The 13559-nt window shown below is 71.8% G+C and carries 14 protein-coding genes and 2 pseudogenes; 6 read left to right on the forward strand and 10 right to left on the reverse strand.

The window, feature by feature from the left end:
* Positions 1-75 precede the first annotated feature (75 nt).
* Positions 76-597: pseudogene (locus ACK5KK_RS14325) on the forward strand (GMC family oxidoreductase N-terminal domain-containing protein); the annotation flags it as partial.
* Between the two features lie 11 nt (positions 598-608).
* Here the strand turns inward: ACK5KK_RS14325 and ACK5KK_RS14330 are convergent.
* The gene (locus ACK5KK_RS14330; RefSeq protein ID WP_416890762.1) at positions 609-884 is read right to left on the reverse strand and encodes a hypothetical protein; all 276 of its coding nucleotides are present in this window, start codon (positions 882-884) and stop codon (positions 609-611) included.
* On the opposite strand from ACK5KK_RS14330, the pseudogene ACK5KK_RS14335 reads away from it, so the two are divergent.
* A pseudogene (locus tag ACK5KK_RS14335) lies at positions 883-1392 on the forward strand (GMC oxidoreductase); the annotation flags it as partial. The gene ACK5KK_RS14330 and the pseudogene ACK5KK_RS14335 sit on opposite strands and share 2 nt — an antisense overlap.
* Before the next feature lie 93 nt (positions 1393-1485).
* Here ACK5KK_RS14335 and fgd read toward each other — a convergent pair.
* The 8 genes from fgd to ACK5KK_RS14375 all read right to left on the reverse strand — a co-directional run bounded on the left by fgd (position 1486) and on the right by ACK5KK_RS14375 (position 9451).
* On the reverse strand, positions 1486-2499 hold the full coding sequence (gene fgd / locus ACK5KK_RS14340; RefSeq protein WP_416890763.1) for a glucose-6-phosphate dehydrogenase (coenzyme-F420): 1014 nt from the start codon (positions 2497-2499) through the stop codon (positions 1486-1488).
* Between the two features lie 40 nt (positions 2500-2539).
* Entirely contained in the window at positions 2540-3343 is an 804-nt protein-coding gene (locus tag ACK5KK_RS14345; RefSeq protein ID WP_416890764.1) for an ABC transporter ATP-binding protein, read from the reverse strand.
* Positions 3340-4425, reverse strand: a complete 1086-nt coding sequence (locus tag ACK5KK_RS14350) for a putative F420-0 ABC transporter permease subunit (protein WP_416890765.1) — start codon at positions 4423-4425, stop codon at positions 3340-3342. The genes ACK5KK_RS14345 and ACK5KK_RS14350 overlap by 4 nt, the downstream gene beginning before the upstream one ends.
* Positions 4422-5402, reverse strand: coding sequence for a putative F420-0 ABC transporter substrate-binding protein (locus ACK5KK_RS14355; protein WP_416890766.1), 981 nt, complete (start codon positions 5400-5402; stop codon positions 4422-4424). Before ACK5KK_RS14355 ends, ACK5KK_RS14350 begins: the two co-directional genes overlap by 4 nt.
* A gap of 133 nt (positions 5403-5535) precedes the next feature.
* The gene (gene cofE / locus ACK5KK_RS14360; protein ID WP_416890767.1) at positions 5536-6288 is read right to left on the reverse strand and encodes a coenzyme F420-0:L-glutamate ligase; all 753 of its coding nucleotides are present in this window, start codon (positions 6286-6288) and stop codon (positions 5536-5538) included.
* Complete coding sequence (locus tag ACK5KK_RS14365) at positions 6285-7277, reverse strand: TIGR03557 family F420-dependent LLM class oxidoreductase (RefSeq protein ID WP_416890768.1); 993 nt, start codon at positions 7275-7277, stop codon at positions 6285-6287. Before ACK5KK_RS14365 ends, cofE begins: the two co-directional genes overlap by 4 nt.
* Positions 7278-7331: 54 nt before the next feature.
* Entirely contained in the window at positions 7332-8207 is an 876-nt protein-coding gene (locus ACK5KK_RS14370) for an EamA family transporter (protein WP_416890769.1), read from the reverse strand.
* The gene (locus ACK5KK_RS14375) at positions 8204-9451 is read right to left on the reverse strand and encodes a serine hydrolase domain-containing protein (RefSeq protein ID WP_416890770.1); all 1248 of its coding nucleotides are present in this window, start codon (positions 9449-9451) and stop codon (positions 8204-8206) included. Before ACK5KK_RS14375 ends, ACK5KK_RS14370 begins: the two co-directional genes overlap by 4 nt.
* A gap of 74 nt (positions 9452-9525) precedes the next feature.
* Between ACK5KK_RS14375 and ACK5KK_RS14380 the strand changes: the two genes are divergently transcribed.
* Together ACK5KK_RS14380 and ACK5KK_RS14385 are read left to right on the forward strand one after the other, a co-directional pair.
* Entirely contained in the window at positions 9526-9855 is a 330-nt protein-coding gene (locus tag ACK5KK_RS14380; RefSeq protein ID WP_416890771.1) for a DUF2470 domain-containing protein, read from the forward strand.
* A 30-nt stretch (positions 9856-9885) separates the two neighbouring features.
* On the forward strand, positions 9886-10539 hold the full coding sequence (locus tag ACK5KK_RS14385) for a heme oxygenase (biliverdin-producing) (protein ID WP_416890772.1): 654 nt from the start codon (positions 9886-9888) through the stop codon (positions 10537-10539).
* A 6-nt stretch (positions 10540-10545) separates the two neighbouring features.
* On the opposite strand, the gene ACK5KK_RS14390 is transcribed toward ACK5KK_RS14385, so the two are convergent.
* Positions 10546-11928 (reverse strand): ATP-dependent DNA helicase, encoded by a 1383-nt coding sequence (locus ACK5KK_RS14390; RefSeq protein WP_416890773.1) that lies wholly within the window; start codon positions 11926-11928, stop codon positions 10546-10548.
* Between the two features lie 35 nt (positions 11929-11963).
* On the opposite strand from ACK5KK_RS14390, the gene ACK5KK_RS14395 reads away from it, so the two are divergent.
* On the forward strand, positions 11964-13052 hold the full coding sequence (locus tag ACK5KK_RS14395; protein ID WP_416890774.1) for a hypothetical protein: 1089 nt from the start codon (positions 11964-11966) through the stop codon (positions 13050-13052).
* Positions 13053-13241: 189 nt separating this feature from the next.
* On the forward strand, positions 13242-13559 hold a 318-nt coding region (locus ACK5KK_RS14400), incomplete at its 3' end, for a hypothetical protein (protein ID WP_416890775.1).

The raw sequence follows: 13559 nt of genomic DNA on the forward strand, positions 1-13559 counted from the left end.
ACACCCGACCTGCCGTACACGATCGCGCGGGGACGGATCGCGGGCGGGTCGAGCACGATCAACGGCGGCTACTTCGTGCGCGCCCGGCCCGCGGACTTCGACCGGTGGGCGCGGGTCGGGGGCGACGCCTGGGGGTACGAGCGCGCCCTGCCCGTGCTGCGCGCGCTGGAGTCGGACGGCGACCTGGGCACAACCTCGGTCCACGGCGACGAGGGCCCGATGCCGGTGCGGCGGCCGCCCGCGGCCGGTCACGTGACGTCGGCCTTCGTCGCCGCTGCACGCGAGATGGGCTTCGCAGATGAGCCGGACAAGAACGCCCCGGGGACGCCGGGGATCGGACCTGTGCCGAGCAACGTCGTCGACGGCATCCGGGTCAACACCGGCCTGGCCTACCTGGAGCCCGCGCGCGGGCGCCCGAACCTGCGCATTCTGGGGCGCACGCGCGCGCTGCGGGTCGCGTTCGAGATGGGCCGCGCCGTCGGCGTCGAGACCGCGTCTGGCCGGATCGACGCGGACGAGGTGGTGCTGTGCGCGGGGGCGATCGGCTCCGCCCATCTGCTGATGTGCAGCGGAATCGGCCCGGCCGACCAGCTGCGCGCGGCCGGGGGTCAGGTGCGCGCGGATCTGCCCGTGGGGGCGGCCTTCAGCGACCACCCCGACATCGCCGTGGGCTGGCGTCCGCGCTCAGCGGCGTTCGACCCGGCGCCCGCGATCGCCTTTCCCGCCGCGGTGAACTTCTCCTCGGGGATGGATGTGTCGGGAGCGCGTGTGTCGCGGGCGGGCACGTTGGCGGCGGGCGCATCGGGGGCGGATGCCGACGGCGACCTCGAAGTGCTGCTCGCCGTCTCGCCGCTGGCGTATCTGCTCACGGGTTCGACCCGCATGTGGACAGGGGGCGCAGCGGCGGCGCTGCGGCATCCGATCCGGTTCACGCGGGCGCTGACGGGAACCTCTGCCCGCCGCGCGGCGGCACAGGTCGCCCACGGAGACGACTACCAGCTGATCGTCGGGCTGCAGGCACCGAGGGGCCGGGGCACGCTCACGCTGCTGGGCGCAGACCCGCTCACCCAGCCGCGCATCCAGTACCGCTATCTGGCCGAGCCCGACGACCGCGCGCGCATGAGGACCGGCATCCGCACCGCGATCGACCTGCTGCATTCCGCGGCCTTCGCCGGCGTGTTCGACCGCCTGACCGAGCTGGACCGGTCGGATGCCGCCGACGACGCCGCGCTGGACCGGTGGATGCTGTCGCACCTGGGCACCGCGATCCACATGTGCGGCACCGCGCCGATGGGCCCGGTCGTCGACGGCGCGGGGCGAGTGCACGGCGTGCCCGGGCTCCGCGTCGCGGACACCTCGATCCTGCCCGATGTCCCGCACCGCGGCCCCGCCGCGACGGCGGTGTTCAGCGGGGAGTTCGTGGCGCGGGCGATGCGGGCGGGGTGCTCCTCACCAGTCGGCGGGCCGCTCGCCCCGCCCGTGCGGCTACAGCCCCCGCAGCCGCGGCGCCAGGTCCCGCTCGAACAGCGTCATGAACCGTTCCTGATCGCCGCCGGGAGCATGGAACACGAGGTGGGTGAAGCCCCAGTCGACGTACTGGCGGATCTGGGCGACGACCGCTTCGGGATCGTTGCCGACGATCCAGCGCTTGGCGATCTGCTCGATCGGCAGCGCGTCGGCGACCCGCTCCATCTCCACCGGGTCGGTGATGTCGTGCTTCTGCTCCGCCGACAGCGACAGCGGCGACCAGAACCGGGTGTTCTCCAGGGCGGCGTCGACGGTCTCTTCGTAAGACAGCTTGATCTCGATCATCCGGTCGATGTCCGAGAAGCTGCGCCTCGCGGCATCCGCCCCCGCCTTCACCGCGGGGACGAGCTTGTCCTCATACAGTTCGCGGCCCTTGCCCGACGTGCAGATGAACCCGTCCCCGGCCCGGCCGGCGTACTTGGCGACCAGGGGGCCGCCCGCCGCGATGTAGACCGGGATGCCGTCGTCGGGCACGTCGTAGATCGATGCGTCGTGCGTCGAGTAGTACTCACCCTCGAAGCTGGTGCGATCCCCGCTCCACAGCGCCCGCATCAGGCGCACCGACTCGCGAAGCCGCGCGAACCGCTCCTTGAAGTCGGGCCAGGTCTGCTCACCCGCGCCGCGGAATCCGGTCGCCACCTCGTTCAGCGCCTCCCCGGTCCCCACTCCGAGGAAGATCCGCTCGGGGTACAGGCAACCCATGGTCGCGAACGCCTGCGCGATCACCGCGGGGTTGTAGCGGAAGGTCGGCGTCATCACGCTGGTGCCGATCCGTACCCGCGAGGTGCGCTCGCCCACGGCCGACATCCACGCGATCGAGAACGGCGCGTGCCCGCCGTTGTGCCGCCACGGCTGGAAGTGGTCGCTCACCGCCACCGACTCGAACCCGTGCCGCTCGGCGGCGACGGCGACCTCGACCAGCTCACGCGGGCCGAACTGCTCCGCCGACGCTTTGTACCCCAAAGTGATCATCCGCGCCCCCTCATCCCTCCCGGCCGGTGCGGCCGCTCTCTCATCTTTCCGTACTCTGATCGGCCGGCGCCGCCTGGTCCCGCAGAGACACCACCGGCCGCCCGTCGACGCCCGGCGTGACGGCGACCTCCACCTGCCACACCGCGGTGACCAGCTCCGCGGTCAGCACCCCGGTCGGCGCGCCGGCGGCGACCACGCGCCCCTCCGAGACCACCACGACATGATCGGCGAAAGCGGCGACGTCGTTCAGATCGTGCAGCGTCGCGACGACCGTCACGCCCGCATGCGCGGTCGTGCGCAGTAGCCGCAGCGTTTCGACCCGTGCCTTCAGGTCCAGGTGATTGGTCGGCTCGTCGCACAGCAGCAGCCGCGGCTCCTGCGCGAGCGCGCGGGCCAGGTTGACACGCTGCCGCTCACCGCCCGACAGCCAGGCGACGTCGCGATCGGCGAGCGCCTCCGCCCCGGCGCGGCGCAGCGACTCCTCGACGACCAGATCGTCGGCGGCGGAGTCCCCCGCCAGCAGTCGCTGATGCGGCAGGCGCCCGAGACGCACGATCTCGCGCGCCTGCAGCCCGTCGGCGGCGACCCACTCCTGTTCCAGCAGAGCCACCCGTCGCGCCCGGGCGCGACCGGTCACACCGCCCAGCTCGTCGCCGTCGAGCGCGACCGACCCGGCATCCGCCCTGGCCACCCCCGCGATCAGCCTCAGCAGCGTGCTCTTGCCGGCCCCGTTCGGCCCCACGATCGCGGTGACCTCGCCGGCCGCGGCCGACAGGCTCACGTCGTCGATCAGCGTCCGCCCGCCGCGCGCGAAGCGCAGGCCGCGGCACTCCAGCCCGGTCATGCCGCCCGCCTCCGTCGCATCAGGATGATCGCGAACACGGGGCCGCCGATGAGCGCCGTGAGGATGCCGACCGGCAGTTCCCGCGGGGCGAACAGCGTGCGGGCCGCGGTGTCGGCCCACACCAGGAAGATCGCGCCCGCCAGAAACGCGACCGGCAGCACCGCACGGTGACGGGTGCCCACGAGCGCCCGCACCGCGTGCGGCAGGATGAGCCCCACGAACCCGATCGCGCCGCTGACGGCGACCAGCGCCCCGGTCAGCAGCGCGGTGCACGCGAACAGCGCGAACCGCAGCCGCTCCACCGGGATGCCAAGCGCCGCCGCCGACAGGTCGCCCAGCGCGAACCCGTCGAGCAACCGCGCCGACACCAGCAACGGCAGGCCGCACACCAGCACGGCAGCGGCGGCCACCGCGGCATCCGTCCAGTCGGCTCCCGCAACCCGGCCCAGCAGCCACCCGAGGATCTCGCGGTAGCTGTCACCGGTGGCGCTCCAGAAGATCACGAGGCTCGTCAGCGCCGACGCCACCGCCGACACCGCCAAGCCTCCCAGGATCACCCCCGTCGACGACAGCGCACCCGATGCGCGCGCGAGCGCGAGGGTGCCCACGAGCGCGAGGAACGCTCCTGCGAAGGCCGCGAGCGGCAGCGCGACCGCCACCCCGAGCACCAGCACGACGACCGCGCCAGTGGATGCCCCCGACGACAGCCCCAGCAGGTACGGATCGGCCAGCGGGTTGCGGGTGAGCGACTGCATGACGGCGCCGCACACCGCCAGCCCACCGCCCACGGCCGCCGCCGTCAGCACGCGGGGCGCGCGCAGCTCCCATACGATCGCGTCACGCGTGGCCGACAGGGTCGGCTCGGTGCCGAACAGGTGCGACCAGGCCGTCGCGGCGACGTCGGCGGGCGAGATGTCGGCCGTCCCGAGAGCCACCGCGACCGCGCACGAGGCCACCAGCGCCACCACCAGCACCCCGACGACCGGGCCGACCCGGTTCCTCGCCCGGCGCCCGGCGCGACGTCCGGCGCCACGTCCGTTGCGGCGTGCGGGTGCGCGTGCCGCGGTGGCCTCCCGCGTCATCGATCGTCCAGCTGATCGATGATCGACGCAACCGCCTCGACGTTGCGGATGCCGGCTTCCGTCGCCGCGAAGTCGACCACGACGAACCGGTCGGCACGCACGGCATCCAGCGTCGAGGTCACCGGGTTGTCCTTCAGCAGCTGGATCTTCTCGTCGGCGCTGTTCCACGTCGAGTCGACCAGCACGATGACGTCGGGATCGCGGTCGGCGACCTCCTCCCACGACGTCGACGTCCAGCTGTCGTCGACGTCAGCGAACACGTTGGTCAGCCCCGCCTGGGCCATGATCATCTCGGGTGCACCGATGCCCGCCCCGACGTAGGGCTGGTCACGCCCCGACGAGTACCACACCGCCCTCAGACCCTCACCGTTCGGGAGCAACTCGGTCAGCTGGGTGCGCTGCTCATCGATCAACGAGTCGGCGAGACCAGGCTGCCCGAGCAGCCGCGCCACCTCGTCGAACTCGGCGAACACCTGGTCGAACGTCAACGGGTCGGGCCGGTACTCGGGCTCGCGGCACGCCGCCGCCGCGACATAGGTTGTCACGCCCAGCCGCTCCAGGTCGGCGCGCTCGCCCGCACCGTCAGCGGAGAACACCGATTCCCACCCCGCGTAGACGAGGTCCGGCTCCAGGTCGAGCACCGCCTCCTGCGAGGGCGCCTTCTCCGACAGCACCGGCACCTCCGCGGCCTCGGCCTCGTACGCGGCCGGCACCGGTCCGTCGAGGAACGCCGTCCCCACGATGCGGTCGCCGACTCCGAGGGCCAGCAGCAGCTCGAACGCCGATGACTTCACCGTGACGATCCGACTCGGCGACTCGGCCGGCACCACCACCGGCGTGCCGCAGTTGTCGATCGTCTCCGCGACCGGGTCGGCGGTCGGCGGCGCGGCCACGGACGGGCCGCCAGCGCATCCACCCAGCAGGGCGAGCGAGGCGAGGGATGCCGCAGCGGCGGCGCGGCGGGTGAACGAAGGCATGCGTCTCCTCGGCGTCGTGAACGAACGCACATGAGGAGTGCGGTGATGTCGGCCCGCATCGACGGGGCCGCCTCGGAGGCACAGTGTCCGCCTCCGGGGCCACTCTACCCGCGGCCGGGCACCTGGCGGCGGGTCAGCCGGCGCGGCCGTCGGCGAAGCCGGCCCGGTACGCCTCGTCGGAGCCCAGCCGGAACATGTCGCGGTCGGACGACCGCACGATGCTCGCCGCACCCGGCAGCGTCAGCGGGCCCACCAGGTCGGACCTGCCGCGTACGACCGCGACGGGCAGACCGCCCGCCTTCCCCTTCACGAGGTCGCCGGTCGCGGCCAGTTCGTCCGCGACGCACGGCGCCGTCACCACCAGTAGGCGACCCGCCGAGTCCGCCACCCCGCGCAAGTCCTCGATGACCCGCACCCCGGCCGCCCCGATCGCCACGTCGGTCTGCCCACTGCGCCACGGTCGCCCGAGGGTATCGCTCACGATCACCCCGACGGTGACCCCGGTGCGCTCCCGCACCGCCGCGGCGAGCGCACGCGCGGACGCGTCCGGGTCGACCGGCAGCAGCAGGATCCACCCCTCCGGCGTATTGCTGGCATCCACCCCTGCAGCGGCGGCGACGATGCCGAGCCGGTTCTCCACGATGCGCGTGGTGTGGCCGTCGGTCGTCCGCGTCGCCACGACCCGCACGGTCTCGGCGGTGATGGCGTCCTCCCGGTCGGCGGCGGCCACGTAGCGGCCCTCCGCCTTCGAGACGATCTTCGAGGTCACCACCAGGATGTCGCCCTCTTCGAGCGCCACCCCGGTGTCCAGGATCAGCGCGGACAGATCATCACCCGGCACGACCTCGCCGATGCCGGGGATCGCAAAGGCCGTCAGCGCCGTCATGCGCGCACCTTCGGCAGCACGTGCGCCCCGAACTGCTCGATCCAGGTGCGCTGGTCGCGTCCCACGTTGTGCAGGTAGATGCGCGTGAACCCCAGGTCGGCGTACTGCTGCAGCCGCGCGCGATGCACGTCGAGGTCGGCCGACACCAACATCCCGGCGGCCACGTCCGCGGCGGTCACCGACCGCACCAGCCGCTCGAAGTCGGCGGGCGAACGCACGTCGCCGCGCCGCACCCGCAGTCCCGCGATCGGCCACTCCTGTACGGCACCTGCCATCGCCTCCTCCTCGGTCGGCGCCCACGACAGGTGCACGTGCAGCACCCGCGGCATGGTCTCGGGGTCGCGGCCGCGCTCGCGGGCGCCGGCCGCGAACCGTTCCAGCACGCGCGCAGCGCGGTCCACCCCTTCGGCGTTGGTCACCAGCCCGTCGGCGACCTGCCCGGCACGGCGGGCCGTGATCGGACCGGACGTTGCCACCAGCACCGGCGGCGGCGTGGCCGGCATGGTCCACAGCCTGGTCGACTCCAGGCGGAACCGGCTCCCGCGGTGGCGGATCGTCCGCCCCGCCGCCGACGCGGCGAACAGCCCGCGGATGATCTCGAGCGCCTCGAACATGTCGTCGATGCGCTCTCCCGCCTCCGGCCAATACCGGCCGACGATGTGCTCGTTGAGGGCGTCCCCCGACCCGACCCCGAGCCACACCCGCCCCGGATAGAGGGTGGCCAGGGTCGCGGCGGCCTGCGCGACCACCGCCGGGTGCGTGCGAAACGTGGGGGTGACCGCGACCGGGGCCAGATCACCGCGGATGTGCGCGCCGATCGCCCCGAGCATGGTCCACACGTGCGAGGCGGCCTCGTGCCGGGTCAGCCACGGCTGGAAGTGGTCGGTCGCGACGATGCCGTCGAAGCCGTGCCGCTCGGCGGCCACGCAGTGGTCAATGACCTCGGCGGGCGCGAACTGCTCCAGTGTGGCGGCGTACCCGATCCGCATCGCCCCTCCGCCCCGGCTTCCCGTCGTCGATCGGTCCCACTCTAGACGGCGGACTCACCCGAGGGGTTCGGCGGCGTCCGGCGCGTGCCGCCCCGCGGCGCGGATCGCCCCCACCGATGCGGCGATCACCAGCGCGATCCCGACCGTCTCGAGCCACGACATCCCCTGGGCGAGGAAGATCCAGCCCGCCAGCGCGGCCGTCGCCGGTGCCAGGCTCATCAGGATGGCGAACGCGGATGCCGGCAACCGCCGCAGCGCGAGCAGCTCCAGCGTGTACGGGATCGTCGACGACAGCACCGCGACTCCGGCGCCCAGCGCGACCAGGTCCGGACGCAGCAGAGCGCTTCCGGCGTCGGCCACTCCGAGCGGCAGGGCGAGCAGCGCCCCCACCGTCATCGCCCAGGCCAGACCGTCCAGCCGGGGGACGGCCGCCCCGACGCGCGCGGAGGCGAGGATGTACAGCGCCCAGCTGGCCGCCGCCCCCAGGGCGAACGCCACCCCCAGCAGGTCGAGCCGGTCCCAGCCGCCGCCACCCAGGGCCGCCACCCCCGCCAGCGCCAGTCCCGCCCACAGCCACGCCGAGGCACGACGCGCTGCGACGATCGACAGCGTCAGCGGGCCAAGCACCTCGATGGTCACCGTCACCCCGAGCGGCAGTCGTTCCAACGCGAGGTAGAACAGCGAGTTCATGAGCGCCAGCACCGCGCCGAACCCCACCACCGCGCGCCACGCCGCGGCGGTGTGGCCGCGTAGCCGCGGACGGGCGATCAGCAGCAGGATGACCGCGGAGAACACCAGGCGCAGCATCACCATGCCAAGCGGCCCCACCCGGTCGAACAGGACGACCGCGAGCGCCGCACCCGCCTCCTGGCACGCCAGGCCCGCGATCACGAACACCGCGGCGGACACCGCGGGTCCGCGCGTGCTCACGAGCAGACGGCCCGTTCGGCGACCTGAGCGGCCATGTCGGACGGGGTCCAGGGGTAGCCGGTCTCGGGGGTGGCATTGCCCTCCGCGGCGGGCGCCTTCGAGGCGATGGCGGCCAGCTGCCATCCGAGGGCCCGCATGAGCGTCGTCGACGCCCGCGAGTTGTTGAGCACGACGACCACCGTGAGCCCCGTGGTCCGGTCGGCGAACGCCGCGGTCATGTAGCCCGGGAGCGACCCGTACTGACCCACGAGATCGCCGGCGCGGTACAGCCCGCCGCCCGCCGTGAACCAGGCCGGCTGCTTGCTGCTGATGGTCACCGGGTTCTCGAGCCTGCTGTCGTCGAACGAGCGCAGCCCGAGCGCGGTCGCCTGCGCGTAGCGGGCCAGGTCGTCGAGGTCACTGACCACCCCGCCGGCGGTGCTGCCCGCCGACGGCGACAGCGCGGTGTAGTCGTTCGGATCGATGCAGTCCGGTTCGCCGTCGACGTTGTCCGAACGGTACCCGGGGAGCACACTCGAGTCGGGCATCGTGTCGGGCAGGGAACTGGAGTCCATCCCGATCGGCTCGAACACGTACTCGTCGAACAGCTCGGCCTCGGTCTTGCCCGTCGCCTTGGCCAGCGCCATCCCGAGGAGAACATACGCGGTGTCGGTGTCACCGAAGGCGCTCCCGGGCGAGAACGCCAGTCCCTGCGAGGCGCCGTACGCGACCAGCTCTTTCGGATTCCACACCCGGGTCGGATTGGCCAGCCACCGGCCCTGCAGCTCCGACTCGTAGGCGCGCAGCCCCGAGGTGCTGTCGCACAGCTGCCGCAGCGTCACCCCCTCCAAGCCGGGGTACCCGGGGAGCCAGGTCGTCACCGAGTCGTCCATCCCGACCACCCCTTCGGCGACCAGGGCGTACAGCACGTCGCACGTCATCGCCCGCGTCACCCGCGTGGCTTTGAACCGCAGGTCGGTCGTCGGGGTGTCACCGCCGGGTCCGGTCATTCCCAAGCCCTCGGTCCACACCCCCGCCCAGGGAACCCACACCCCCACCAGAGCGCCCGGCGAGCCGGTCGCGGTCATCGCGTCCTCCACGGCGGCGCGCAGCTCCCCCGTGACGCCGGCCGACAGCTCCGCGTCGACCTGCGCCGGCAACTGCACCGTCGAGGTGGCGTCGGGGGAGCACGCGGTCGCACCCAGCGACACGGCGAGTGCGACGATCATCGCGCCCACACGGCGGACGGGACTCATGCGCGGCATGCACTCTCCCTCGGATCGGACCGGATCCCAACTTACCCGCCGGATGCCGATCCGCCGATCATTAGTGTGAACCCATGACCGATGTGTTCGATGACGACGTGGTGCGCGCGATCCTGCAGCACATGAACGACGACCACCGAGACGACAACGTGCTGATCGTGCGGGCGTTCTCACCGCACTCCGACATCGTGGCGTCCGAGATGATCGGGCTCGACGCGTCGGCCGGGAGGTGGCGCGCGGTCGCCTCGGACGGTGCGAGCGAGATCATCGAGGTGCCGTGGCCCGGGGGCCCCTCATGGAGCGGCGCGAGGTGCGCCGCGAGATCGTGGCGCTCTACGACGCCGCGTGCGCACGGCTGGGCCTCACACCGCGACCGCACGAGTGACGGTGAACCTTCAGTTTAGATGACCCTTAGCTTCAGCTAGACTGTAGGTATGCCCGACATCATCCCGTTCTCGACCGCACTGCGCGAGCGCTCCAGCAACGCTCACTCCGGCAGCGAACACTCCGGGTTCATGGCCGATCTCATGCAGGGTCGCGGGTCGCGCGACGACTACATCGCGCTGGTCGCGCAGCACTGGTTCATCTACGAAGCCCTCGAATCGGCCGCCGAGCACATGCAGGACGACCCGGTCGCCGCCCCCTTCATCACCGCCAAGCTCACCCGGCTGCCCGCGCTGGAGGCCGATCTGCGGTTCCTGATCGGCGACGACTGGCGCGAGCGCATCGAGCCGCTGTCGACGACACGACGATACGTCGACCGCATCCGCCAGGTGGGGCGCACCTGGCCGGGCGGGTTCATCGCGCACCACTACACGCGCTATCTCGGCGACCTCTCCGGCGGCCTGTTCATCGGCAAGCTCATGGCCCGCCAGTTCGGCTTCGACACCAACGGCATCGGCTTCTACATCTTCGACGAGATCGCCGATCCACGAGCCTTCAAGACCGTGTACCGCGACCAGCTGGACTCCGCCCCGTGGGATGCCGAGGAACGCGAGCAGGTGATCGAAGAGGTGCTGGTGGCCTACCAGTTCAACACCGACCTGTTCACCGACCTGACCGCCGCCAGGTCCGCCCGCACCGCCTGAACCCGGTCACGCCCGGGCGGCACGGATGCCGGCCATGAACCGGCGCACGTCCTGGTCGACGAGGATGTCGGCTGGCCGCAGCGGCCGCGACAGATACAGCCCGTCGAGCGAGGTCAGCCGCGACAGCGCGACATAGGTCTGACCGGGCGCGAACGCCCCCGACCCCAGATCGATGACCGCACGGTCGTACGACTTGCCCTGCGACTTGTGGATGGTGATCGCCCACGCCAGCCGCAGCGGGAACTGCGTGAACTCGGCGACGATGTCGCGCGTCAGTTTGCGCGAGCCTGGGTCGTACGCGTACCGGAACCTCTCCCAGACGGCCGGCTCCACGTCGTGCTCGGTACCGTCGACGTCGACGCGCACCGACCCGCCCGCGATGCGCGTGACGGTGCCGATCGAGCCGTTCACCCAACGCGGGCCGTCACCGCCGAACCCGGCGACGTCGTTGCGGAGGAACATCACCTGTGCACCCACCTTCAGCTGGAGCTCGGCGTCGGCGGGGTACGCGTCGCCGCGGCCGAAATCGCCGGTGATGTCGGCGCGCGCGGTCTGCACGGCACCGGAGAGCGCATCGAGGTGACGCTGGTTGATCCGGGCGACGATGTCGTTGCGCGTCGCGAGGGTGATCACCGGCGGCTCGCCGTCGACGGGAGCCGGCACCGGGCGCGCACCGGCGGAGTTGAGCGTGTGGGCCATGTCGGCGGTCACGACCCCGTGCCGCACCGCGTTGAGGATCTCTTTAAAACCTGCGTCGGCCTGACGGTGGATGTCGCGCAGCTCCTTGATGTGCAGCGGCGCTCCCACCCGCCCGAGGTCGAGCAGCCCGTCCGAGCGCACCGGCCCATCCTGCCGCGGCCCGGCCCACACTTGCGCGTCGAAGAACCAGAACGAGCGGTAGTGGTCGGTGATGTACCGTCGTTCATCGCCACGCGGCGGCACCGGTGAGAGCTGATAGGGGTCACCGAACATCACGATCTGCACGCCGCCGAACGGTTCGCTGCGCCGACGCCTCGCCTGCCGCAGCGACCGGTCGATCGCATCCATCACATCGGCGTTGACCATCGAGATCTCATCGATCACGAGGGTGTCGATCGCGTTCAGGATCTTGCGCGTCGGCTCGGGCTGATCCAGCTCGCTGTCGGCGATCAGCCCGATCGGCAGGCGGAACAGCGAGTGGATCGTCTGCCCCTCGACGTTGAGTGCCGCCACCCCCGTGGGTGCGCACACCGCGATCTGCTTGTCGGTGTTCCAGGCGAGGTGCTGCAGTAACGTGGACTTGCCGGTGCCGGCCCGCCCCGTCACGAACACGTGCTCGCGCGTGTCCTCGATCAGGCGGAACAACTCCTCCTGCTCGGGCGACAGAGGCGGAGTGCTCACCGCCCCCATGCTAGCTCTCAGGCGCGCCTTCCTAGACTGGGCGCATGCACCAGCCGGCGGGAGGAGCGGCGGCGCCTTTGGCGCGCGCCGGCGCCGACCGCCGCGCGCGGCGCACTCTGCGGCGCGACCTCATCGCCCTGGCGGTGGTCGGGGTCCTGCTGGTCGGCGCTCTCGCGTCGGCCACCGCCGTCACCTACCAGAACCTGTACAGCCCCACCGCGTTCGTACTGCGCTACCTCGACCTGCTGGCCCAGGGTCGCGCTGCCGACGCCCTCGCCCTCCCCGGCGTCGCGATCGACTCGGGCGAACGGGATGCCGCCGGGCTGCCGGTCACCGCGAGCGAAGCACTGCTGCGGGCCGATGCCCTCGCGCCCCTCACCCAGGTGACCGCGATCGGCACGGAACAGCGCGACGACGCCACCGCCGTGACGGTCAGCTACAACGCCGGCCGCCACTCCGGCACCACCACGTTCCTGGTCGAACGCTCCGGATGGGCGGGGGTCGCCCCGGCGTGGCGGTTCGCGCAGAGCCCCCTCGCTGTCATCGAGCTGACCGTGCGCGGCGCGATGCAGTTCCAGGTCAACGGCTTCCCGGTCGACAAGCGCCAGGTCTCCGCTGACGGGGCCGACGCCGACCCCCTCGACCCGCTTCCGCTGCTGGTGTTCTCGCCGGGCCTGTACTCCCTCGCGGTGCAGACCCCGGCGGCGACGACCCCGGGGGTCGCGGTGCTCTCCGACAGCCCGCTCGCCGAGGTTCCGGTGCAACTGCAGGCCGAGCCGACCCCCGAACTGATCCAGGTCGTGCAGGACGAAGTGGCGGCCTTCCTCACCGCGTGCGCCGAACAGACCGTGCTGCAGCCCACGGGATGCCCGTTCGGCCGGTTCTTCCAGAACCGGGTCGTGGGCGACCCGGAGTGGTCGATCCTGGCCCAACCGACCGTCGCGCTCGTCCCCGCGGGCACCGACTGGGGCATCCGCCGCACGCTCGCGGTGGCCCAGATCACCGTTGACATCCAGTCGCTGCGCGACGGCAGCATCCTCACCGTCACCGAAGAGGTGCCGTTCTTCCTCGGCGGGACCGTGACGATCCTACCCGACGGCACCGCCTCGATCGACGTCGTCGCCGTCGACTGACCGTCACCGTCCCGCGTCACCCACCGCCCCGCACCGGCTGTCGGTCCTTCTACGCGGTTCTCGTGCCTACGCCGGCCAGCTCCTGCCCGAGCCACGTCACGGCGCCGCTGCTCATTCCTATACCTTCGGCCAGAAGTGTGCCCGAAAGGCCGTTCATCTCAGACGCGCAGCCTCGTACAGTCGACTGCTATGAGGGGCGGAGCGTTGGCTCGCTGCAGAAAGGAAAACAGCCATGAAACAACAAAGTGCGTTTCGCCTGATCGCCTGGTGACGGTGCATCACCAGCAGGTTGCGGTGCCCGGGCATGCTCCGGCGCCGCAACCTGTCACCCTGTCCACGGCGCTCCTGCGCCGACGCTGGCGTGCCGACCATGCCTTGATGCGTCGATTCTTGCAGCGCATCGACCACACCGACGGTGCAGTCATGCGATGGTGCGCTGCGGAATATCCCGCACGTAGCACCGACTCCGTCATGAGCCGAATCCTCGGCGTCTCGCTCGCTATCGAC

The sequence above is a fragment of the Microbacterium sp. genome, assembly GCF_047972865.1.
In the GTDB taxonomy this organism is placed as follows: Bacteria; Actinomycetota; Actinomycetes; order Actinomycetales; family Microbacteriaceae; genus Microbacterium.

Coding starts and splice junctions, on each gene's coding strand:
- ACK5KK_RS14330 (WP_416890762.1), bottom strand. CDS start 884: ATGCGGGTCGAACCCGTGAGCAGATACGCCAGCGGCGAGACGGCGAGC.
- fgd (WP_416890763.1), bottom strand. CDS start 2,499: ATGATCACTTTGGGGTACAAAGCGTCGGCGGAGCAGTTCGGCCCGCGT.
- ACK5KK_RS14345 (WP_416890764.1), bottom strand. CDS start 3,343: ATGACCGGGCTGGAGTGCCGCGGCCTGCGCTTCGCGCGCGGCGGGCGG.
- ACK5KK_RS14350 (WP_416890765.1), bottom strand. CDS start 4,425: ATGACGCGGGAGGCCACCGCGGCACGCGCACCCGCACGCCGCAACGGA.
- ACK5KK_RS14355 (WP_416890766.1), bottom strand. CDS start 5,402: ATGCCTTCGTTCACCCGCCGCGCCGCCGCTGCGGCATCCCTCGCCTCG.
- cofE (WP_416890767.1), bottom strand. CDS start 6,288: ATGACGGCGCTGACGGCCTTTGCGATCCCCGGCATCGGCGAGGTCGTG.
- ACK5KK_RS14365 (WP_416890768.1), bottom strand. CDS start 7,277: ATGCGGATCGGGTACGCCGCCACACTGGAGCAGTTCGCGCCCGCCGAG.
- ACK5KK_RS14375 (WP_416890770.1), bottom strand. CDS start 9,451: ATGCCGCGCATGAGTCCCGTCCGCCGTGTGGGCGCGATGATCGTCGCA.
- ACK5KK_RS14380 (WP_416890771.1), top strand. CDS start 9,526: ATGACCGATGTGTTCGATGACGACGTGGTGCGCGCGATCCTGCAGCAC.
- ACK5KK_RS14385 (WP_416890772.1), top strand. CDS start 9,886: ATGCCCGACATCATCCCGTTCTCGACCGCACTGCGCGAGCGCTCCAGC.
- ACK5KK_RS14390 (WP_416890773.1), bottom strand. CDS start 11,928: ATGGGGGCGGTGAGCACTCCGCCTCTGTCGCCCGAGCAGGAGGAGTTG.
- ACK5KK_RS14395 (WP_416890774.1), top strand. CDS start 11,964: ATGCACCAGCCGGCGGGAGGAGCGGCGGCGCCTTTGGCGCGCGCCGGC.